Raw genomic sequence first — 23,172 nt, 5'->3', positions numbered from 1 at the left:
TCCGCAAAGCACCAATACAACCTACAAAAAATAATAATAGCAAAGCCTCATCAATTGTTAACGAGAAAAGGACACTACAATGAAAATATGTAATGTCCTTTCTTATTCAACAAAAAATATATACCTTGATTTCTCTAAACTTTTAAACCAACCATCTATCATAAACATCTTAATGATTATTTTCTTGAGATATTTCCCCCATATTAGAGAAGCCATTAGTATAAAAAATTTCTCGCCAACATTATCGTTGTTTCTCTCTTGAAGGTTCATCTTTATCTTAAAGACACTGTAGTATCGAAGAAAGATATGAAATCAGTTGGTATATCTTTTAGTTATATCAGCTGATTACTTTTATCCGTTATACTATAGCCCTTTAATCATGTTAGGATACAACTATTAAAGATTGGCTGTTTAAGGGGAGGGGAAATCATTGGATTTTCGGGATGAATTGAGGACGCGGATTTTGATTGGCGACGGGGCGATGGGGACCCTTTTATACTCTAACGGAATTGATAATTGCTACGAAGAGCTGAATATCTCCCATCCTGATCGGATTGCAACCATACATACAGCGTATTTGGAGGCGGGAGCGGATATCCTACAGTCGAATACTTACGGTGCCAACTATTATAAATTAAAACTGTACGGCCGCGAAGAAGAGGTCAGTAGCATTAACAGGAAAGGCATTTCCCTTGCTAAAAAAGCAGCCATGGGCAAAGCTTTCGTCTTCGGGACCATCGGTGCAACCAGGAGCTTCCGAAAATCAAATTTGGAATTGGAAGAAATTAAACGAAGCTTTCGAGAACAGCTGTATAGCCAGCTGATGGAAGACCCGGATGGTTTGCTTTTTGAAACGTATTATGATTTAGAGGAACTTGAGACAGTACTAAAGATTGCTCGTCAAGAAACTCAGTTGCCAATCATCGCCAATGTCTCTTTACATGAAATCGGTTATTTGCAAAGCGGGATTCACTTAAATGAAGCCTTCCTTAGATTAGAAGAGTTAGGGGCCGATGCTGTAGGCGTCAATTGCAGGTTAGGGCCTCATCATATGTTACGCTCGTTTGAAGAAGTGCCGCTGCCTAAACACGCATATCTTTCCGTTTATCCTAATGCTAGCCTTCCGGATTATATTGATGGGCGGCTCGTATATGAAGCGGTTCCGGAATATTTTGGATCAAGTGCATTAAAACTCCGTGAACAAGGAGCCCGCATTATCGGCGGCTGCTGTGGTACAACGCCAAAGCATATTCAAGCTATAAAGCAAGCAGTAGGCAATTTGCCGCCAATTAACGAAAAACAGATCAAACCACGAAAAATGGAACTTATCGAAGTTACGTACAATGAAAACAATGTCGCCCTTCATCAAAAAGCAAAAAAGGAAAGAACGATTCTTGTCGAATTGGATCCCCCAAAGAAATTGGGGATAAAGGAGTTCATGGCAGGAGCGAAAGCATTACATGATGCTGGCATTGATTCTATTACACTTGCTGATAATTCCCTGGCAACACCTCGGATCAGCAATCTGGCCCTCGGAACAATGTTGAAAAACGAAATCGGTACGGAACCGCTGATTCATATTACCTGCCGTGACCGGAATCTGATCGGTTTGCAATCGCACCTTATGGGCCTGCAAACGCTTGGCCTAAATGAGATATTAGTAGTGACCGGAGATCCTTCCAAAATTGGCGATTTCCCGGGGGCGACAAGTGTTTATGATCTTTCATCGTTAGATTTAATCAGCCTCATTAAACAATTTAATGAAGGATTGTCTTATTCCGGACAAAGTCTTGGGCAACGAACAAATTTCAAAATTGCCGCTGCCTTCAATCCTAATGTCCGCTATCTCCACAAAGCGGTGGAGCGGATGGAAAAGAAAATTGCATGCGGAGCACACTCATTTTTGACCCAGCCGGTTTATTCTGTCAGCCAAATTGAAGATTTATATGAATCTACCAAGCATCTTGACACTCCTATATTTATTGGGATAATGCCGCTTACAAGCTCCCGCAATGCGGAGTTCATCCATAATGAGGTTCCCGGGATCAAGCTGCCGGATGACATTAGGAAGGCGATGGCTGCTGCAGGGAGTGATCCGGTAAAGGCAAGGGCAGAAGGAGTGGCGATTGCCAGGGAATTGGTAGATGCAGCGGTAGAAAAGTTTAATGGGATTTATTTAATCACCCCATTCTTGCGCTATGAAATGACAGTAGAGCTATCAATCTATATCAGAAAAGTTGACAGTGAACGTTTTGTTGAGGTGACAACATATGAGCAATAGACAGATACAGGAGCGGATGAAGGACAAAATTCTCCTGCTCGACGGAGCAATGGGAACAATGATTCAGGATGCCAATTTAACGGCTGATGACTTCGGTGGGGAAGAGTTCGAAGGCTGTAATGAATACTTATCGATAATTAAACCGGAAGTGATTCAATCGATTCATGAAGCTTATTTAAAGGCCGGGGCGGATATTATTGAAACAAATACATTCGGGGCTACTAGCATTGTCCTTGACGAGTATAACTTAAGCTCATTGGCTTATGAACTGAACAAAAGATCGGCTCTGCTGGCCAAAGCGGCCTGTAACAGATATTCCACAAATGAGTGGCCAAGATATGTCGCGGGGTCGATGGGGCCGACAACAAAAACGCTGTCAGTTACAGGCGGAACGACCTTTGAAGCATTGGCAGCTTCGTATGAAGAGCAGACACGCGGGCTCATCGATGGCGGATGTGACCTGATACTGGTTGAAACATGTCAGGATATGCTCAATGTCAAAGCTGCATATACGGGGATAAGAAATGCTTTCTCCAAAACAGGAAAAGAACTTCCAATCATCATTTCCGGGACCATTGAACCAATGGGAACGACCTTAGCAGGCCAGTCTATCGAAGCGTTTTACTTATCATGCGAGCATATGAACCCGATTGCGGTAGGTTTGAATTGTGCTACCGGTCCTGAGTTCATGACAGACCATATTCGCAGTTTGGCGGAACTCTCCCTAAATGGTGTAAGTTGTTATCCCAATGCAGGCCTGCCAGATGAAGAGGGGCATTATCATGAGTCACCGGTTTCTCTCGCAGGAAAAATGAAGCAATTCGCTGAAAAAGGCTGGATTAATATTATTGGGGGCTGTTGCGGTACCACTCCGGCTCATATTGAAGAGCTATCAAAGGTTTTAGAAGGAGTGCGGCCCCGCGAACTTGCCCGTCCTGTCCATCCGCATGCCGTTTCGGGAATAGAACCGCTGATATATGATAATTCCATGCGCCCGCTTTTTGTCGGGGAACGTACAAATGTCATAGGATCCCGAAAATTTAAGGAATTGATCCGGGATAAAAAGTTTGAGCCGGCCGCTGAAATTGCCAGGGCACAGGTTAAAAAAGGTGCGCATGTCATTGATATTTGTCTAGCAGACCCGGATGACGATGAATTAAGTAATATGAAGGAATTTGTCCAGGAGGTCGTGAAAAAGGTAAAGGTGCCCCTTGTCATTGATACAACAGACGAAGCAGTGCTTGAAGTGGCGTTGAAGTACTCACAAGGAAAGGCCATCATCAACTCGATCAACCTGGAAGACGGAGAGGAGCGTTTTGAAAAAATTGTTCCCCTTATTCACCAATATGGCGGTGCTGTAGTTATAGGCACAATTGACGAAGCCGGCATGGCGGTTGATGCTGAAAGAAAGCTGGAAATCGCTGAGCGTTCCGTCGACTTGCTCGTAAATAAATATGGATTGAACCCGAGGGATTTAATATTTGATCCATTGGTTTTCCCGGTAGGAACGGGCGATGAGCAGTATATAGGCGCAGCGCTCGAGACGGTCAGAGGAATCCAGGCAATCAAAGAGAAGTTTCCGCATTGCTTGACGATTCTGGGAATTTCCAATGTTTCTTTCGGACTGCCTGCAAGGGGAAGAGAAATATTGAACGCGGTTTTTTTGTATCACTGCACAAAAGCAGGCCTAGATTATGCAATAGTCAATACTGAAAAGCTTGAGCGTTTCGCATCGATTCCTGAAGAAGAAGTTAGACTCGCTGAAAGTTTGCTTTTTGATACTTCACAGGAGACATTGCAGACTTTTACTGAATTCTACCGGGACAAAAAAATTGAGAAGAAGGAAAATACATCTTTTCTCCCCTTAGAACAAAGGCTTGCCAATTATATCATCGAAGGGACAAAGGAAGGCCTGGTTGAAGATTTAAAAACCACTTTGGAAAGAGGGGATGAACCGCTTGATATCATTAACGGCCCCCTAATGGACGGAATGGCAGAGGTAGGGAGATTGTTCAATGATAATCAGCTGATTGTTGCCGAGGTGCTTCAAAGTGCGGAAGCAATGAAAGCAGCGGTTTCCTATCTTGAGCCTTACATGGAGAATGAATCGGCAAGCACCAAAAAAGGTAAGGTGCTTTTGGCTACTGTTAAGGGCGACGTTCATGATATCGGGAAGAACCTTGTTGAGATAATCCTGTCCAATAATGGCTATGAGGTAGTTGATTTGGGAATTAAAGTTGCTTCCCAGCAAATTATTGAAGCAATTCGTGAACACAAACCGACCGTACTGGGATTATCGGGATTATTGGTAAAATCAGCCCAGCAGATGGTCTTGACTGCCCAGGATTTAAAACAGACAGGGATTGATATCCCGATTCTTGTCGGCGGTGCTGCTTTATCAAGAAAGTTTACCGATTTTAAGATTGCCCCTGAATATACCGGCCCAGTGATATACGCAAAAGATGCGATGGATGGATTGGCTGTGACAAATATTTTGCATGATGAGGAAAAGAAGATTGCCCATCTAGAACAATTAGAAGCAAAAAGAAAAGTAGCGGCTGCGAACGCCGAGGCAGCAGCCCTGATTGTTAAGCCTCATAGGAAACAGCCGGCAACAAGCGGGTTAAAAGATGTGCCTGTAAAGATACCCGTCGATTTAAAACGGCATATCCTTAAGGATTATCCATTTGATGTAGTATTCCCATATATTAATAAACAGATGCTGCTGGGGCACCATCTCGGCCTGAAAGGGAAAGTCCATGAGCTATTGGAGCAGGGAGACGAAAAAACCACGCTCCTAAATGATCTTGTAGAAGAGCTTGTTGCCTTCCTTAAAGATAATAAAGAGCATTCACTGAATGGTGTCTACCGATTTTTCCCTGCCCAAAGCCAAGGGAACAAGGTCCTGGTGTACAATCCGGAAAATTCGCAAGAAGTACTGGAAATATTCGATTTTCCGCGCCAGGACACAAGCCCTTATTTATGCTTGGCAGACTACATTAAGCCTGTATCATCAGGTGAAATGGATTATGTCGGAATGTTTGTCGTAACCGCAGGAAACGGGATCCGAAGTTTAGCAGAGCATTGGAAAAATGAAGGAAACTTCTTGAAGAGCCATGCGATATCCTCGTTAGCACTTGAAACGGCAGAAGGTTTCGCTGAAAGGCTTCATCAGCAGATAAGGGATGCATGGGGCATTGGAGATCCAATAGAAATGACCATGAAGGAGCGCTTTGCTGCAAAATATACAGGACAGCGTTATTCGTTCGGTTATCCTGCATGCCCTGACCTTGAGGACCAGGAAAAGCTGTTCCGATTGTTAAAACCGGAGGATATCGGCGTCAATCTTACAGAAGGCTTCATGATGGAGCCGGAAGCATCCGTGTCAGCGATTGTGTTCTCACATCCTGAAGCCAGGTATTTCAATGTGAATAGATAAGGAAAAGAAAGCGATTTTTCCACTTATTTTTCAATTTTACTGGGTTAGGCACTCTAATTGTTACCCTCTGAGCCGGAGTGAAGAAATCTTGGTAAAGTTAAAACTAAAAATTGTAAGTTTAATATGTTTATAAAGATATTATTTCAGAAGTATATGGTGTGTACTTTTAGATGTAACATAGTTATCGAAATTATAGATCGTGTAAAGAATTAGTAACAAGTTACGGCTTGGCTTTCAGCGAACGAGTATGAGTAACAATGCTTTGCAGGCTTTTATCAATCCATACCTTTAACTTGATTGTATAGCCATTTCCCTTTCGTGGAGATGGCTTTTTTATATTTTAGTGATTGTAAATGTAAAGGGGGAATGGGATTTCAAAGGAGCAAACTATTTCAAGTTTGGTTTTCTGAATGGTATTGCAGAATGTTTGGGTGCAGCGGATTCAGCAGGGATGGCAATAAGATTTATATGGATAACAGGTCAGGGAGGCCCAAGCTTCAAATACAGCCATTTTGATGGTGAATATTTGAATGGTTCCAAACAGTACAATTAAAAATTTCATTAGCACCAAGAATGTTTCCAATATAACTGTACATCCACAGTTAGTAACAGTAGGCCATCTTAACTTCCTGCGGAGTGCCGCATATGTATAGTAAAAAGTATTACTTAAAACAGGTCGCCTCCCCCATGTACCCAGTATGTCATGTAAAGGTAATAGTTAAAAGTGTATGGCAACCCTTACATGATGACAGCAAAGGCAAAATTAAATATGAAGGAAGGCAGGGTAGAAGAGATTAGTATAATTAGTAGGATCAACCATATATTCAGATTTAGAAGTTCAATTCAAAAAATAAGATAAATTCAGAATATTTCTTGAAAAGTTCATTAGGAAGTGTTTTAATTATAGTAACAGCAAACTTATCAGATATGTGATGTCTGAAAGGGGAGTGGAGGAATTGGGAATGTGAAAATTTCTACGAAAAAGGTATCTGATGCAGTTGTGGAACATATTGAAGAGATGATTGATTCTGGAAAATTTGAAGCAGGTGAAAAGCTTCCTTCCGTCCGTGAGCTATGTGAAATGTTCGGTGTTGGCCGATCAGCCGTCCGCGATGCGATCACTACGCTAAAGGGGAAAGGTACCGTTTATGTAAAGCAGGGGGAAGGCACGTATATTTGCGGCTTCGATTCAACTAAGTTATTTACGAATCCGTTTCCGCTCCCAAGTTCAAGAGACATCAGGGAACTGTTCAAGGTTCGAAAGATTTTAGAGGCAGGCATTGCAGAAATGACAGCGCTTAATCGTTCAGAAGAAGATATAAAACTAATCGGAGAAATTCTCTCTAATCAATCGGAACATGGATGGGAGGCTGATTACAATCTCCATACAGCAATAGCAAAAGCCACAGGTAACGAAATCATCATCCAGTTAATTCAATTTATCTCAACGATGATGAAGAAAGCGATGGTTGACTTCCATAACTATATTCAAAAAAACGAGTCAACGGTTCGGACAATCGTGGAACAACATGAAAGCATCTATGAATCCATTAAGCTTGCACAACCAGACTTGGCAAAACAGCGGATGATTGAACATTTGGATTTTGTTGAAAAAGAATTGTTACAAAGCCAATTGCTTCAGAGTCCATAACGAAAACTTTTTTTAAGAATTTAAGAAAACGTTGTTTGTTATTACGGAACAGTCGGAGGTGTCGGATTTGATAACAGCAGAGTTATTAACTGAATTACAAGCTTTTTTACCCCAGGAACAAATAAAAGAGGGGGAAAAACATTCCCTTGGCAACAGCGGGCAGGTAGTAGTTTTTCCTAAGTCCGAGGAAGAGATTTCAAGAGTTTTAAAATATGCTAACGACAACGGCAAAACAGTTTATGTAGAAGGCGGCGGGACAAAAAAAGGGTTTGGCGGCTTGACCGAATCCGCAGATATCCTGCTTTCGCTAGCAGAATATAAAGGAATTGTTGAACACGTCCCCGGGGACATGACATTGACAGTGAAAGCGGGAACGACGTTTGGAGAGGTTCAAGCTTACTTATCGCAGTATAACCAAAAGATTGCACTCGATCCGTTTTTACCGGGATCATCAACAATAGGCGGTATTATCGCCTCAAATGAAAGCGGTCCCAAGAGACTTGGTTATGGATCCGCAAGGGATACCGTCATTGGGCTTCGGATTGTGTACCCTGATGGCAAAGTCATCCGCGCAGGTGGAAGAGTCGTAAAAAATGTCGCCGGCTATGATATGAACAAGTTATTTATCGGTTCTATGGGAACGTTGGGGGTAGTTTCGGACGTGACCTTAAAGCTTCGTCCGATACCAAAATACGAAAGTCTTATCCTTGTATCATTCGCAGACGGGAATTTCGATCAGATCCGCTCATTTGCCATTAAGCTTTTGGATTCAATAATGGAGCCCGTTTCCCTTGAACTGCTGAATCCATCGTTATCAGAAAGATTGACAGGCAAAAAGAAATACACGTTGGCCATTGGCTTTGAGGATGTTGAAAGCTCTGTCCTATACCAGGAGGAGTTTGTAAGGAACATAAAGCCGAACAGCTCTGATGTGGAAATTCTCAGTCAGGAACACGCACACCAATTTTGGAACCAATTCTATGAACTCACACCTCATCCTGCATTGGAAGGAGGAAATAATGAAACACAGGCTGTCATGAAAATTGGCGTCATCAACCTTGATGTTCTGAATGTTTTAAAAGAAAGCCAGATTCTTTCAGACTCTCACAACCTTCTCGTCGATGCCCACGGAGGCCTTGGCCATGGGTTATGCCAGGTTAAGCTTAAAGGGGCGGGGGAAGACGTCGTTTCAGCCATTCACCAGCTACGGGATACTATCACGAAACTGGGTGGCTACGTTGTTGTTAAACACTTGCCATTTGCTCTCCGTAAGGAAGTTAGCGTATGGGGCGACACGCCAGCGCATTTCTTCCTGCTCGAAGGAATCAAAACCAAGGTTGATCCGAACAGAATTCTTAATCCAAAAAGATTCGTGGGAGGGATTTAATAATGAGTGTAAAAGAAACAGATTTAAGGCAAGATCCTGCCTGTACGACCGGCTTAAGCAATTATCTCTGGACCGACCATCCGGATGAAAATAAGTGGGCGGATTGCGTCCACTGCGGAATGTGTCTAGAATCATGCCCAACCTATGAAATAACCGGCCAGGAGCAGCATTCTCCGCGGGGCCGTGTCCATCTGATTAAATCGGTGGCAGAAGGGAAATTATCTGTAAATGAGCAGTTCATGGATCCGGTATTTGCATGTCTTGACTGCCGTGCCTGTACCACCGCCTGTCCAGCTGACGTTGATGTGGGCGGTCTTATTGAAGAAGCCCGCGGCCAAATCCGCCAGGCCATGCCATTAACAGGCTGGAAAGGAACAGTAAGCAAAGTGTTCCTGAAGGAATTATTCCCGCACCAAAACCGGTTGAATTCACTTGGCGGCTTGCTTAGGTTTTATCAAAAGAGCGGGATACAAAAGGTCGTCCGCAAGACAAAGCTAATCAATATCATGCCGCAACACCTGGTTGATATGGAAGCGATCATGCCGGAAGTGAAGGAGCCAGTCCGCAAAAAATACAAAAATGAAAACGTCATCAAAGCCAAAGGAGAAGCAAAGGCTGAAGTTTCATTCTTAACAGGCTGTGTAATGGACGTAATGTTCAGTGATATTAATGAAGCAACGATTAATGTATTAACCCGGAATGGAAATGATGTAACCATCCCAAAAAACCAAACCTGCTGCGGAGCCCTGCATGTACACGCAGGAGACCGTGAAACAGGAAGAAAGCTTGCTAAACAAAACATCGAAGCATTTAAAGATGCCGATAAAATAATCGTGAATGCCGCAGGATGCGGTTGTATGCTAAAAGAATATGGTGAACTGTTCCGTGAAGTGGACACTGAATGGCACGAAAAAGCAGAAGAGTTTGCAGCGAAAGTAGAGGATATTTCGAAATACCTGTACGATACAGGCTATGAAAAACCGAAAGCGGAACTGAACACTCGCATCACTTATCATGATGCATGCCACCTTGCCCATGGCCAAGGTGTACGCGAGGAACCGAGGGATCTTTTGCTTAATATTCCGGGAGTGGAGATGGTGCACATGCCGAATTCGGACCGATGCTGCGGAAGTGCTGGAATCTACAACATTACGAATCCGGAAATGGCGTCGGAAGTTCTGGAAAACAAAATGCAAAATGTCCCTGAAGATGTTGAAATGATCTCCATGGGCAACCCGGGCTGCATGCTGCAAATGGCAATGGGCGTTCAAAAACAAGGAAGAAACCAAAAAGTAGTTCATACGGTGCAGCTGCTGGATTGGGCCTACCAAAAAGAGGACGGCAAGAAGGAGGGGCAATGATGGCAATAAAAGGTATCAAATCGAAGGATAAACATATTATCAATCTTGCTAATATAGTCGGCGATGCACGTTCGATTTTATATCATACTGAAGATTTAATTGCCTATGATTGCGATGGATTCACGCTTCATAAGCATTTGCCAAAAGCAGTTGTATTTCCGAAAAATACAGAGGAAGTTGCTAAACTCGTAAAATATTGTTCAGATAACCAGTTGCCTTTCCTTGCCAGAGGAGCTGGCACAGGATTAAGCGGAGGGGCCATTCCTTTAAATGGGGAAGTTGTCATTAGTTTAGTCAGGATGAAACGGTTATTGAGTGTTGACCTCGAAAACAGGCGCGCAGTCGTCGAGCCAGGATTTGTCAATTTAAAGCTGACGAACTCTATCGCTGACAAGGGTTATTATTATGCACCGGATCCGTCCAGCCAATATTGCTGCACCATCGGTGGAAATGTCGCTGAAAATGCCGGCGGGGCCCATTGCTTGAAGTATGGAGTTACTACCAACCATATTCTTGGGCTGGAGGTTGTCATGCCGAACGGTGAAATTGTAGAAATTGGCGCAAATGGGATACCAGATGCTCCTGGCTACGACCTCCTTGGTCTTCTCACAGGGTCAGAAGGAACATTGGGCATTGTAACCAAAATAACCGTGCGGATTTTGAAAAACCCTGAGTCGAAGCAAACCGTTCTGGCCTACTTTGATCGGGTTGAGGATGGAAGTCAGGCTGTTTCTGATATCATTTCTGCAGGAATTGTCCCTGCAGCACTTGAGATGATGGACAAAGTGGCCATAGAGGGAGTGGAAGCGGCAGCTTTTCCTGTAGGGCACCCGCGCGATATTGAAGCACTCTTGCTCATTGAAGTGGACGGAATCGCAGCAGGGTTGGATGAACAAATCAATCATATTGTCGAGGTATGTAAAAACAGGAACGTCCGTGAGGTTAGGGCAGCCAAGGATGAGGCGGAAAGAGGCAGATGGTGGGCCAACCGGAAAACAGGATTTGGTGCAATGGGCGCCATCTCGCCGGATTATCTGGTACAGGACGGTGTCATTCCGCGAAGCAAGCTGCCTGAGGTACTCAATAAAATCAATAAAATTAGTGAAGATTATGGTCTGCGCATCGCTAATATTTTCCATGCTGGAGATGGGAATCTTCATCCGCTCGTACTTTTTGATGCGAGAATACCGGGAGAAAGTGACAGGGCTTTGGCAGCAGGAAGTGCATGCCTTCAGGTTTGCGCGGATGTCGGGGGCACCATCACTGGTGAACACGGAGTTGGGATAGAAAAGCGGGAGGAAATGCGCTTTGTATTTTCCGATGAAGAAATTATCGCCCAAACGGATATTCGAGAAGTATTCAATCCTCATAATCTCTTGAATGCCGGCAAGCTGTTCCCAATGCCAGGACGCTGTGTGGAAATCAAGAGGGATTTGAAAGAGAAAGAAACTGCAATATCCTAGAATGGTTCAGTGTCAGGGGGACTCCCCTTGACACTTCTAATGACGGTTTGGCTATATATAGAAGTTTTAAGTAAATGTAAAGAAATCAAAGAATTTAATAAATTTTATGAAAATTATTGAAATCCAGCCGAAAATCGTGCTATCATTTTTTTAGATAAAAATTTGAAACAGCGTTTTGTAATAGCAAACAAAAAAGCGGCTGTTATACAAAACACTGAAATAAACGCATTCAAGAGGAGGACATATCGATGACTCAATATGTGAAAGCAGGCAATTTACAAGTAGCCCAAGAACTCTATGATTTTATTAATTCAGAAGCCCTTCCTGAAAGCGGCCTGGATCAGAATAAATTCTGGGCGGGTTTTGAGGCTCTCGTATCGGATTTAACTCCAAGAAACAAAGAATTATTGGCTATTCGCGACGACATCCAAGCGAAAATCAATGCATGGCATCGTGAAAATGACAGCTTTGACTTTGCAGCATATAAATCATTCCTGGAGGAAATCGGCTACTTAGAACCTGAAGTAGAGGATTTTAAAATTACGACGCAAAATGTCGATGATGAAATCGCTTACCAAGCGGGACCTCAATTGGTTGTTCCAGTGAATAATGGCCGTTATGCTATCAACGCAGCAAACGCTCGTTGGGGAAGCCTATATGATGCACTATACGGAACCGATGCAATCAGTGAAGAAGGCGGGGCACACCGCGGTGGCGGATACAATCAGGTTCGTGGAGAAAAGGTCATCGCCTTTGCCAGAGATTTTCTTGATCAAACAGCCCCTTTAAACGGCGCCTCTCATAAAGACGCTGCCCGTTATGCGGTTGTAGACGGCAAGCTGTCAGTTTCCCTGAAAAATGGCGAAACAACTGGCTTGAAGGAAGAAGAAAAGTTTACAGGATATCAGGGAGACCAAGAAAATCCTTCTGCTGTATTGCTTAAAAACAATGGATTGCACTTTGAGATTCAAATTGATCGGAACCATCCAATCGGGAAAACAGACGAAGCTGGAGTAAAGGACATTTTGCTGGAATCCGCTACGACTACAATCATGGATTGCGAAGACTCTGTTGCAGCTGTTGATGCTGAAGATAAAGTGCTTGTATACAGGAACTGGCTGGGCTTGATGAAAGGAGACCTGTCTTCCACTTTCATTAAGGGCGACAAACAAATGACAAGAACCCTTAATCCGGATCGTGTCTACACATCGCCATCTGGTGAGGAAGTATCACTTCGCGGCCGCTCCGTAATGTTTGTCCGCAATGTGGGGCATTTAATGACAATCAATGCGATTTTGGATGCCAATGGAGAAGAGGTACAAGAAGGAATCTTGGATACAGTGCTTACCAGCTTGATCGGAAAACACACTGTGTTAGGAAACGGCAAGTACCAAAATTCAACAAAAGGTTCCATCTATATTGTAAAACCAAAAATGCACGGCTCCGCGGAAGTTGCGTTTGCCAATCAATTATTTGATCGTGTGGAAGACCTGCTGGAGCTTGAAAGAAACACTCTTAAAATCGGGGTTATGGACGAAGAGCGCAGGACTACACTCAACTTGAAGGCTGCCATCAGCAAGGTGAAGGACCGCGTAGTATTCATCAACACCGGATTCCTGGACCGTACAGGCGATGAGATCCATACTTCTATGGAAGCAGGCCCGATGATTCCGAAAGGTGAAATGAAAGCATCTAAATGGCTACAAGGTTATGAGCGTAACAACGTCCAGGTCGGACTTGCAAGCGGCTTCCAGGAGCGCGCCCAAATTGGTAAGGGAATGTGGGCAATGCCTGATATGATGGAAGCGATGCTTGAACAAAAGGGAGCCCAGTTGCAAACGGGCGCCAATACGGCTTGGGTACCATCGCCAACTGGTGCTACGCTGCATGCTTTGCACTATCATCAAATCGATGTGAGACAGGTACAAAATGAAAAGCTTTCTGAACAAGTCGACCTGCAGGATGACATCCTTGAAATTCCAGTGGCCAAAAATCCTAATTGGAGCCCGGAAGAAATCCAGCACGAACTGGATAACAATTCTCAGAGTATTCTTGGATATGTTGTCCGTTGGGTGGAACAGGGTGTCGGATGCTCAAAGGTACCGGACATTAATAATATTGGGCTAATGGAAGACCGTGCTACGTTGAGAATCTCATCCCAGATCATGGCAAACTGGCTGCACCATGGCATTTGTACGAAAGAACAGGTTCTGGACTCCTTGAAGCGGATGGCAAAAGTCGTTGATGAGCAAAATGCCGGAGATGCTTTCTATCGAAACATGGCTCCAAACTATGACGATTCCGTTGCTTTCCAGGCTGCATGTGACCTAATATTCGAGGGCTATGACCAGCCTAATGGTTACACGGAACCAATCCTTCATCGCAGAAGGATCGAAGCAAAAGCTAAGTTCGCTGTAAAACAATAAGCAAAGACATTGTTGAAATGAGAAGGTAGGCTGACTCGAGTATTATCAAAGAGTCAGCCTATGTTATACAATATTTTCCTGCTTCATCCATTTTGGCAAGGAGCAGATGGGGCTGTTAACTGTTGAAATGGAGAGACTCACCTCGCATTAACGCCAGTTTCAACGTCCCCCAATTCTTTTTCGCTGGCAACAATAATATTGGAGGAGATGAGTCTATGTCTAACCTACGTGAAATGGCGCTTGAACTTCACAAGCAGGCAAAAGGGAAATTGAGCACCGAACTTAAGGTTACAGTCGAAGATTCGAATGATTTAAGTTTAGTATACTCGCCAGGTGTAGCAGAACCTTGCAAGGAAATACACCAGAACCCGGAGACAATCTATGATTATACAATTAAAGGCAATCTAGTTGGAGTCGTTTCCAATGGGTCCGCTGTATTGGGGCTTGGAAATATAGGTGCAGCAGCGTCAATGCCCGTTATGGAAGGGAAAGCAGCGCTATTCAAGGCATTCGCCGGTATAGATGCCTTTCCGATTTGTCTGGATACAAGTGACCCAGCCCAAATCATTTCGATTGTGAAAGCAATGGAACCGACCTTTGGCGGAATTAACCTGGAGGACATTTCCGCACCGGATTGTTTCATCATTGAAGAAACATTAAAAAAGGAAATGGACATTCCCGTTTTTCATGATGACCAGCATGGAACGGCGATTGTGACGGCAGCAGGACTGATTAACGCCCTGAAGGTTGTCGACAAGCGCCTTGAAGATATCAGAGTGGTAGTTAACGGGGCCGGTGCGGCAGGTATTGCCATCACTAAATTGCTCCTTAATATGGGCGTGGCTGATATCATCATGTGTGATACCAAGGGCGCTATTTACAAAGGACGGATGGATGGGATGAACTCCATGAAGGAAGCCATTTCTGAAATCACAAATAAAAATCGGATTGCCGGAGCTTTGGAAGAAGTGATGAAAGAAACGGACGTGTTCATTGGCGTTTCGGTCGCTGATGCGGTTACACCAGAGATGGTACAGTCAATGAATAAGGATGCGGTCATTTTTGCGATGGCCAATCCAGTTCCGGAAATAATGCCGGATGCTGCACTAGCTGCTGGAGCAGCAGTCGTTGGAACAGGCCGTTCGGACCTTCCGAACCAGGTAAATAATGTACTGGCGTTTCCAGGAATCTTCAAAGGTGCGTTGAGCGTCCATGCAACTGAAATCAATGAAGAAATGAAGCTTGCGGCTGTATATGCCATAGCAAATTTGGTCAGTGATGATAAACTGTCGAAGGATTATGTAATCCCGCATGCTTTTGATGAGAGGGTAGCTCAGGAGGTTGCAGATGCTGTAGCAAAAGCTGCAATAAAATCCGGTGTGGCCCGTAAACAGAACAAAGAACACGAAAACATAGTTTGAGAGGATGTACTGCGATGAAATTCACAAGGTTTTTGTATAATACAACCGTTCATACCGGAGTAGTGGAAGGCGAGGCAATCAAGGAAATCTCTGGTGATATCTTTGGTGATTGGGAATACACAGGGAAATCATTTTCACCATCTGAAGTGAAGCAGCTTGCCCCGCTATTGCCAAACCAAATCATTGGAATAGGCGCTAATTATGTATCTAAAGTAGAGGACCTGCCATCTGAACTGCCTGAAATCCCGGTATTTTTCTTCAAGCCTACATCCTCGGTTATCGGGCCAGAAGAAGAAATCGTTATCCCGCAAGGCATTGATCAAGTAAAATTCGAATCTGAATTAGCCATTGTCATTGGTAAAGAAGCAAAAAATGTCCCTGAATCAGACGTGTTGGATTATGTGTTTGGTTATACCGTTGGCAACGATGTTACGGCTCCTCAATTTTTCCGCGAGGATGGCCATTGGACAATTGGTAAATCCTTTGATACATTCACGCCGCTGGGTCCTGTCATTGAAACAGAACTGGATCCTTTCCAGGTAAAAGTGGAAGCAAAACTTAATGGTGTTGAAAAACAAAACAGCGCTACTGAATTGATGATTATCCCTATCAGAAAAATGATATCTTATCTTACAAATGTGATGACACTTAAACCGGGAGATGTGATTTTAACCGGAAGCCCTGTTGGTGCAGAATTCGTGGGGGCCGGCGATGAAATTTCCTGCGAAATTAAAGAGATTGGCGCTCTCCGCAATACTTTCGCCACTGCAAAAGAAAGCGCTAAAGCGTACTAATCATTCCAAATGCCCGGTAAACGGGATATGCTATAATAGCATGTATGATGGTGATACCTCCGAGGTGAACAAGTATGGATAGAGAGAATATGGTAAAATCCGTGAGCCGGGCATTGGATATCATTACACTGGTGAGTCTGAAAAAAGGCGGGCTAGGCGTAACGGAAATCGCCAAGCAAATAGATATCAACAAAAGTTCCGTTTATCGAATCCTGTCAACACTCGTCCAATATGGATATATTGAACAGGATTCCGATACTGGGCGCTATAAACTGGGATATAAATTTTTGGAAATAAGCTCAAAGCTGCTGGAATCAATCGATCTGCGTGCCGAAGCCTTGCCGTATCTGCAAGAACTGGAAACCGAAACGAACGAGGTCATCCATCTTGTCGTGTATGATCAAGGCGAAGTTGTCTACATTGAAAAGCTGGAAGGGAATCAAACGCTTCGCATGCACTCTAAAGTGGGAAAAAGGGCGCCGATGCACTGTACATCAGTGGGAAAGGCAATCCTTGCCCACTTGCCTGCGGGTATTGTTTCAGATATTCTTGAGCGAAAAGGCTTGCCGAGGCATACAGAAAGTACGATTACGGATAAAGAAGCCTTTTTGCAGGAATTGAAACATGTAAAACAAAAAGGCTATGCCCTTGACCTGGAAGAAAATGAATACGGCATTACGTGTATTGCCGTCCCCATTTTTGACCACTTGGGGAAAGTGATTGCAGCTGCAAGTATTTCCGGACCGACGATGCGCATGACCAGTGAAAGAATGGATCATCTTCAAGATAGGATGCTCCATATTGGCAGGCAGATTTCAACAAGGCTTGGATATGAAAGCAGGATCAGTTAAAAAAAATGCCCGACTTCTTTGTAATAGGAGAAGCCAGGCATTTTTTTGTCATTTTATTTATTTAATTTTCTAAAAATTGTTGTAATTTAAAAGACAATCTTTGTATAATGGGTATTAAGGATCAGAGTTTGTTATACAACATTATTAGTTTAGTTATATAACAATTTTCTGTGTCCGTAATAAACTTTTTTCGTACTTGATAAAGAGGAGGATGATGATCACAACTTTTTTAGGTGTTTGTTCCTTCAATTTGAGCTCTTTTAGCTTATTGAAAAGGCTCTCCAAAATTAGTCTTTTTTCTATCAATTGTATTTACTCATCATATGACCTGCTCATCATAAAAAGACTATTAATAAGGAATAGAATTAATTGTAAGTTAATGATATGTGAAGGGGGAATATGTTTATGAGTACAGGATTTTTAGCTATTTTATCTCTTTTACCGATTCTTGCAGTTGCAATATTTCTTGTAGGGCTCCGATGGCCTGCAAGTAAGGCGATGCCAATATCTTATTTGGTCGCTCTCGCGCTTGCCTTATTTGTATGGAAGGTGCCTGGGACAACAGTAGCTGCTGCTTCCGTCAATGGGCTTGTGGTAGCCGGTACGCTTTTATACATTATTTTCGGTGCCATTTTACTGTTGAATACGCTTCAAGAAAGTGGCGGAATTAGAACGATACGCCAAGGGTTTACGGATATTTCTTCAGACCGCCGTATTCAGGTCATTATCATAGCTTGGTTATTTGGATCATTCATTGAAGGAGCTTCTGGTTTTGGAACACCTGCAGCTGTAGCGGTACCGCTATTAGTTGGTTTAGGCTTCCCTGCCATGGCAGCGGTTGTAGCGGGTATGGTTATTCAAAGTACACCTGTTTCCTTTGGAGCTGTTGGAACGCCAATGCTTGTTGGAGTACAAACTGGCCTTTCAGCTGACGCAAGCATTACCAATAATTTATTAGGTTTAGTTACGGACATCGCTGGAAAAGTTGCGATACTGCATATGATATCAGGGACTCTTGTACCTTTATTTGTGGTAGCCTTAATGACTCGTTTCTTCGGTAAAAACAAATCATTTACAGAAGGGATCAAGGTTTGGAAATTTGCACTTTTCGCCGCATTCTCAATGACGATTCCATACGTAATAGTTGCAAATGTGCTTGGTCCGGAATTCCCTTCAATGGTGGGTGGTTTGGTAGGATTAGCTATCGTAGTGTTTGCAGCTAAAAAAGGTTTCCTCATGCCGAAAGAAGAAGCTTGGGATTTTGAAGAAAAATCCAAATGGGATCCTGAATGGTCTGGTAAGGTGGAAATACAGGATATTGGCCATAAGAGTGGGAATATAAGCATGGTCCGGGCGTGGATACCATATGTTTTAGTGGGTGTTTTCTTGGTATTATCAAGATTGAAATCGCTTCCAATTATAGACTGGCTGCAATCATGGACAGTTAAATTCGAGAATATCTTTGGCTCGACAATCACTTCAAGTTTTCAACCGTTATATCTGCCGGGAACCATTTTTATTCTGGTTTCGATACTTACGTTCTTCATCCATGGCATGAGTGGAAGTGCATATAAAAGTGCATGGGGACAATCTGGGAAAACAGCTTTATCTGCTTCAACAGCTCTTATTTTTACCGTACCGATGGTTCAAGTGTTTACAAACACAGGAGGCGGTGAAGCCGGTTTTAAGAGTATGCCAATCGAATTGGCAAACGGAGCGGCAGCTTTAGCGGGCGATTTCTGGCCATTCTTTGCTACTTTCATTGGCGGTCTGGGGGCCTTTATTGCAGGAAGTAATACGGTTAGTAATATGATGTTTGCATTATTCCAGTACAATGTAGGATCACAAATCGGTGTTGATGCGACCTGGATCGTTGCTCTTCAGGCTGTCGGGGGTGCGGCTGGAAATATGATATGCGTGCATAACGTGGTAGCTGCGTCTGCTGTTGTTGGACTTGTTGGTAAAGAGGGTGCGGTCATCAGAAAGACTTTATTCCCGTTCACATATTATGCCTTGCTTGCAGGCTCAGTGGGATACTCTATTGTCTGGTACTCTCAAAAAGGGATCTTTAATATTGGATCTTTCGTAGCTCTTGGTATTGCTATAGCAGCGGTATATATTATTGCAACGAATCATAAACGCGCAAATTTACTTTTACCTGCTACAACGCCGATAAAATCAGCAAAGTAATTTGTCAGAGTTTTAATATAGTTAGATAAATTGTTAACCCCTTACTAAAAATGTAAGGGGTTTCTTTCTGCCTGTAACTTCCTAATATTTGTACAAAAAAATGAAGTTTCAATAGCCACATATTTGCATATTGTTAGGCAACAATATTTCGTATATGTTTCCTATCACGGGCAGGGTACCTATATGCCCAAGCAGGTTTTTTTTTATCGTTATTAAAAATTTCTGCCAATTTAGTTCTTAAAAGCATTACGGCAGTCTGAAGGCGATTCAAAGGAATGTGCTGAGCATGATGGAAGATTTGAGTAGCGTTCTTTGAAGTCTCTAAACGTAATGTTCTTTTTCTTATATCTTTTACATAATCAAAAAACTTACAATAAAGGAATGACATGTATGACGGAATGGTTAAACAATTTACCATCTTTACCTTACCCCCTTAAGGCACTATTGATTATTTCGGCGGGAATTGCATTTCTACGTCTTGCGGGCAAAAGGTCTCTTATGGAATTGACGGTAGCAGAAACGGTTCTCCGCATTTCGGTGGGGACGGTGATCATCACGCCGCTCGCCATGAAAAAAGAATGGGGAGCATTGTACGGTGGTGCCTTACTCATCCTTGGCATTCTACTATTTACTTGGATCATGCAGAAATACCCTCGTGCAAGAAATCTCATTATTGGCCCACCATCAGTAGTTGTAAAAGACGGTAAATTGATGATGACAGAAATCAAAAGAGCAAGACTTACCGCGGATGAAGTGGAAGTCGCCATGCGACAGAATGGCATTTCGAACCTAGAGGATGTTGAATTATGTATTTTGGAGAGCAGCGGGCGTTATTCTACTACGCTTAAACCACTTAAAAAAGGGGCTACTCTAGAAGATGTGCAGATGCTTACAAAAGCTATAAACAACCTTCAACAAGACATACAACAGATTTTGACACAGCTAGGACAAAAAAATCATGCTCAGAACAACAGCCGTTCAAAGCAGCAATCAACTCCTAAGACTGGTACTTTATTTCAGGAAGCATATGATGAAGCCAAGGGCGATGGTTTTGCGGGAAACGGTAAAGGATCTAACAACAAGTGAGTCAGCATTGTAGATATGCTGGCTATTTTATTTCAAATTCGTATAAACAAATGGTACTAAATGAGTCGAACATATGGTGGCGCCAACACAGGAAACACGGATCGATGCATCCCACGGTATAACAGTTAAACCTCATAACTATTTTTGCAACTTTTCTGCCATCTTTTTGTAATTTTCCGATTGATCATGGTCTTATTCACTCATATATTATATCAACGTTTTTTTATCGATTCCATAACGTTTGTCGATTGGCATTCAAAATTACAAATAGTCCTTGATTGGTACATTCTTATTCGCTATATTCTTTCACTTGGATTATATACCCCTCATGCTGCAATGCTTTTCGTTCATTGCCAGAAATGATTACTTTAATAGGATAAAACTCGGAACTTTTTTCAGACATGAACCATTGTCTGCCCAGATTGACTACGATGAATAATCCATACTCATCTCCAACAGGACTGATTACAGGTTACATATTAAATTTAGTAGACCAGTTCTGTCAGAGGCAGTTGAGAAGGATAATAAGGATTGCATCGTTCATGATAGTTGGATAAAATTAGCACGGAAGCAAAAAATTATAGAAAAGAGGCATATAAATGATTCATCGTACGGTACTTGTTAAATTTGCTGAAACGACAACAACTGAGCAGCTACAGGAAGTCGTTACCAGATTTAAAGCACTAAAAAATCACCTAACAGGGATTATAGACCTGCAGGCAGGGTTGAATGTAGGGAAAAGTACGGAATACCAGGTAGTTTTGGTGGTAAGATTTGAAGACAAAGCGGCATTAGATGCCTATGTATCAAATGAGGAACACAAGGCTGTCGCTGCATTCATTCAAGAGGTTGGAAGAGTGGATAGTATTGGGGCAGATATCGAAATCTAGTATCATATGAACCAAACCTTAATAAAAGAAGTGGCATTCCCGAAGTTGCAGGGCTCTCTCGTAATCATAGAAAATGTATTGAATCTATGTTTTGATTTTTTTCCATATTTGTTTATGAGATGCCTGCGCTTTTTATTTGGGGAGGCCTCTTTTTTTTTGTATAAAATTGTCATTATTTCGCTGTTAATGGGTTGTTAATACTAGTAAAATAGAATTACATTCCATCTAATTTTGGATTGCTAAAAATCTAACATTAATCTTATGAATAAGATAGAAAGTGATGTGGGGAGTATTCTGCAATCAGTATATAAAAAGTTCATTAACCAACTGATCAGAGACTATCTAATTGGTTCGGCAGCGGCTGTATTAGGGGTGGGCAGCATTTTTATTTTTTTTGCTTTGAAAGTTTCTGTAGATGAAGTGGTTAGATTATTCTTTATCTTGGTGATTTCTCTGGTTATTATGGTCATCTGTGAGTTATTCGTATTTAGCAGGCATGTTCGGCCAATCCGCAACTTGTTCCAGCAAAGCAGGCCTTCATTGGAAACGCTACGATCGGTATATGTACACACCCATCGGTTCCCTATTTTAGCGATAAAGCGTATTTTCGGACCCCACCTTTTCGGTCTATCGATACCGGCAGCAATTCTAATGACAACAGGAGTCCAACAAGGCTTGCTTTCACTCCCTATGTCTTATATTATGCTGGCGGCTTTTGGGGTACCTGTTGTTGCTAGTATGCATGCTTTTATTGAATTCTTTCTTACTTCTCAGGCGATCCGGCCGGTCGCAATGCATATTAGAGGGATTTCCAAAGAATTGTATGGACATGAACTGTCTCTAAACGGGCAGGTTCTTGTTTCCATTCAGCGGAAGTTCCAGGCTAGTGCGTTCTTAATTGGGACCTTTCCTCTTTTTCTTTTCAGTCTGGGAGGATATATTCGTGATGATTTGCTTGCCAATTCGGTAAGTTACTGGAATTGGACTGCTATCATCCTTTTGGCTGGTATTGTTTTTTCCTCTTTGGGGGCGTGGGTGTTATCGAGGGAAGTGCAACATCCTATTCAAAGCATTTATAATGATCTTGGTGAAGTAGAAAAGGGAGACTTTAATGTCCGGACCCATGATATCTATTCGGATGAGTTCTCAAGGCTGGTCGCTGGATTTAATCATATGGTGAGCGGGCTAAAAGCCAGGGAAACAATGAATGACCAGCTAGTTCAGAGCTATTTTGCAACACTTGCCGCTGCACTCGATGCCCGGGATCCATATACTGCAGGACATTCGGAACGTGTAGCCCGTTTTTCTTTGGAGATTGGCCGATTAGCCGGCCTCCCTGATCATAAGCTTGATATTCTGAAAAAAACCGCGTTGCTTCATGATATCGGAAAGATTGGTGTGCGGGATAGTGTGCTTTTAAAGGATGGCAAACTGTCAGAGGAAGAATTCGATCAAATTAAACAACATCCCGTGCTTGGGGAAAAAATACTAAAAGAGATTCAACCTCCTGAATCAATGGCGCCGCTCTTGCCAGGAGTTCGTTCGCACCATGAACGTATTGACGGCCGCGGTTATCCTGACGGTCTGAAGGGGGAAAGCATCCCGCTTGAGGGCAGGATTCTCGCTATCGCCGATGCATTCGACGCCATGACTTCCGATCGACCTTACCGAAAAGGTATGGAAGTGGAAAAAGCACTGCAAATATTAGAAGAGGGGCGAGGCAGCCAGTGGGATGCTGAGCTTACAGCGTTGTTTATTCGAAATTTCCGATCGGGAAATTTGGATTCTGGGAGTACGAAGGTTTCTTAATCGATTCCGTTGGTGAAATCATAATAGAAACATCCGAATGCCAACTGTTCGGATGTTTTTTTAACGTTGATTATTTACCATGGTGTCAAGATAAGGGAAGCGGGAAGAGATAATGGACATGTA

At 42.9% G+C, this 23,172-nt stretch carries 14 protein-coding genes and 1 pseudogene; 14 read left to right on the top strand and 1 reads right to left on the bottom strand.

Annotated elements, in window-relative coordinates; genetic code table 11:
• The first annotated feature begins 430 nt into the window (after positions 1 to 430).
• Both CUU64_RS09840 and metH read left to right on the top strand, forming a co-directional pair.
• Positions 431 to 2,281, top strand: coding sequence for a bifunctional homocysteine S-methyltransferase/methylenetetrahydrofolate reductase (locus CUU64_RS09840; RefSeq protein ID WP_101633430.1), 1,851 nt, complete (start codon positions 431 to 433; stop codon positions 2,279 to 2,281).
• Positions 2,271 to 5,720: a methionine synthase gene (metH, locus tag CUU64_RS09835; RefSeq protein WP_101633429.1), complete on the top strand. Its 3,450-nt coding sequence runs from the start codon at positions 2,271 to 2,273 to the stop codon at positions 5,718 to 5,720. Before CUU64_RS09840 ends, metH begins: the two co-directional genes overlap by 11 nt.
• Before the next feature lie 563 nt (positions 5,721 to 6,283).
• Here metH and CUU64_RS22925 read toward each other — a convergent pair.
• Positions 6,284 to 6,410 (bottom strand): annotated as a pseudogene (locus tag CUU64_RS22925) (formate/nitrite transporter family protein); the annotation flags it as partial.
• Positions 6,411 to 6,684: 274 nt separating this feature from the next.
• Between CUU64_RS22925 and CUU64_RS09825 the strand changes: the two are divergent.
• The 12 genes from CUU64_RS09825 to CUU64_RS09770 all read left to right on the top strand — a co-directional run bounded on the left by CUU64_RS09825 (position 6,685) and on the right by CUU64_RS09770 (position 23,049).
• The gene (locus CUU64_RS09825; RefSeq protein WP_308302350.1) at positions 6,685 to 7,371 is read left to right on the top strand and encodes a FadR/GntR family transcriptional regulator; all 687 of its coding nucleotides are present in this window, start codon (positions 6,685 to 6,687) and stop codon (positions 7,369 to 7,371) included.
• 67 nt (positions 7,372 to 7,438) lie between these two features.
• Positions 7,439 to 8,758 (top strand): FAD-binding oxidoreductase, encoded by a 1,320-nt coding sequence (locus tag CUU64_RS09820; protein ID WP_101633427.1) that lies wholly within the window; start codon positions 7,439 to 7,441, stop codon positions 8,756 to 8,758.
• Between the two features lie 2 nt (positions 8,759 to 8,760).
• Positions 8,761 to 10,119 (top strand): (Fe-S)-binding protein, encoded by a 1,359-nt coding sequence (locus CUU64_RS09815; RefSeq protein ID WP_101633426.1) that lies wholly within the window; start codon positions 8,761 to 8,763, stop codon positions 10,117 to 10,119.
• Complete coding sequence (locus CUU64_RS09810) at positions 10,119 to 11,582, top strand: FAD-linked oxidase C-terminal domain-containing protein (protein WP_101633425.1); 1,464 nt, start codon at positions 10,119 to 10,121, stop codon at positions 11,580 to 11,582. The genes CUU64_RS09815 and CUU64_RS09810 overlap by 1 nt, the downstream gene beginning before the upstream one ends.
• A 248-nt stretch (positions 11,583 to 11,830) precedes the next feature.
• The gene (locus CUU64_RS09805; RefSeq protein ID WP_101633424.1) at positions 11,831 to 14,008 is read left to right on the top strand and encodes a malate synthase G; all 2,178 of its coding nucleotides are present in this window, start codon (positions 11,831 to 11,833) and stop codon (positions 14,006 to 14,008) included.
• 215 nt (positions 14,009 to 14,223) lie between these two features.
• On the top strand, positions 14,224 to 15,429 hold the full coding sequence (locus CUU64_RS09800; RefSeq protein WP_101633423.1) for an NAD(P)-dependent malic enzyme: 1,206 nt from the start codon (positions 14,224 to 14,226) through the stop codon (positions 15,427 to 15,429).
• Positions 15,430 to 15,443: 14 nt separating this feature from the next.
• Positions 15,444 to 16,223 carry a fumarylacetoacetate hydrolase family protein gene (locus CUU64_RS09795; protein ID WP_101633422.1) on the top strand — a complete coding sequence of 260 codons (780 nt, stop codon included), beginning with the start codon at positions 15,444 to 15,446 and terminating at the stop codon, positions 16,221 to 16,223.
• A 74-nt stretch (positions 16,224 to 16,297) separates the two neighbouring features.
• Positions 16,298 to 17,074, top strand: coding sequence for an IclR family transcriptional regulator (locus tag CUU64_RS09790; RefSeq protein WP_101633421.1), 777 nt, complete (start codon positions 16,298 to 16,300; stop codon positions 17,072 to 17,074).
• A 405-nt stretch (positions 17,075 to 17,479) separates the two neighbouring features.
• On the top strand, positions 17,480 to 19,264 hold the full coding sequence (locus CUU64_RS09785) for an L-lactate permease (RefSeq protein ID WP_101633420.1): 1,785 nt from the start codon (positions 17,480 to 17,482) through the stop codon (positions 19,262 to 19,264).
• A 390-nt stretch (positions 19,265 to 19,654) separates the two neighbouring features.
• Positions 19,655 to 20,350 (top strand): DUF421 domain-containing protein, encoded by a 696-nt coding sequence (locus tag CUU64_RS09780; protein ID WP_180954533.1) that lies wholly within the window; start codon positions 19,655 to 19,657, stop codon positions 20,348 to 20,350.
• A gap of 599 nt (positions 20,351 to 20,949) precedes the next feature.
• The gene (locus CUU64_RS09775) at positions 20,950 to 21,240 is read left to right on the top strand and encodes a Dabb family protein (RefSeq protein WP_101633418.1); all 291 of its coding nucleotides are present in this window, start codon (positions 20,950 to 20,952) and stop codon (positions 21,238 to 21,240) included.
• A 261-nt stretch (positions 21,241 to 21,501) separates the two neighbouring features.
• Positions 21,502 to 23,049 (top strand): HD-GYP domain-containing protein, encoded by a 1,548-nt coding sequence (locus CUU64_RS09770; RefSeq protein WP_101633417.1) that lies wholly within the window; start codon positions 21,502 to 21,504, stop codon positions 23,047 to 23,049.
• Positions 23,050 to 23,172: the final 123 nt, after the last annotated feature.

The organism is Bacillus sp. V5-8f, assembly GCF_002863565.1.
GTDB lineage: Bacteria > Bacillota > Bacilli > Bacillales > DSM-1321 > Peribacillus.
This window is presented reverse-complemented; position numbering and strand designations above follow the sequence as displayed.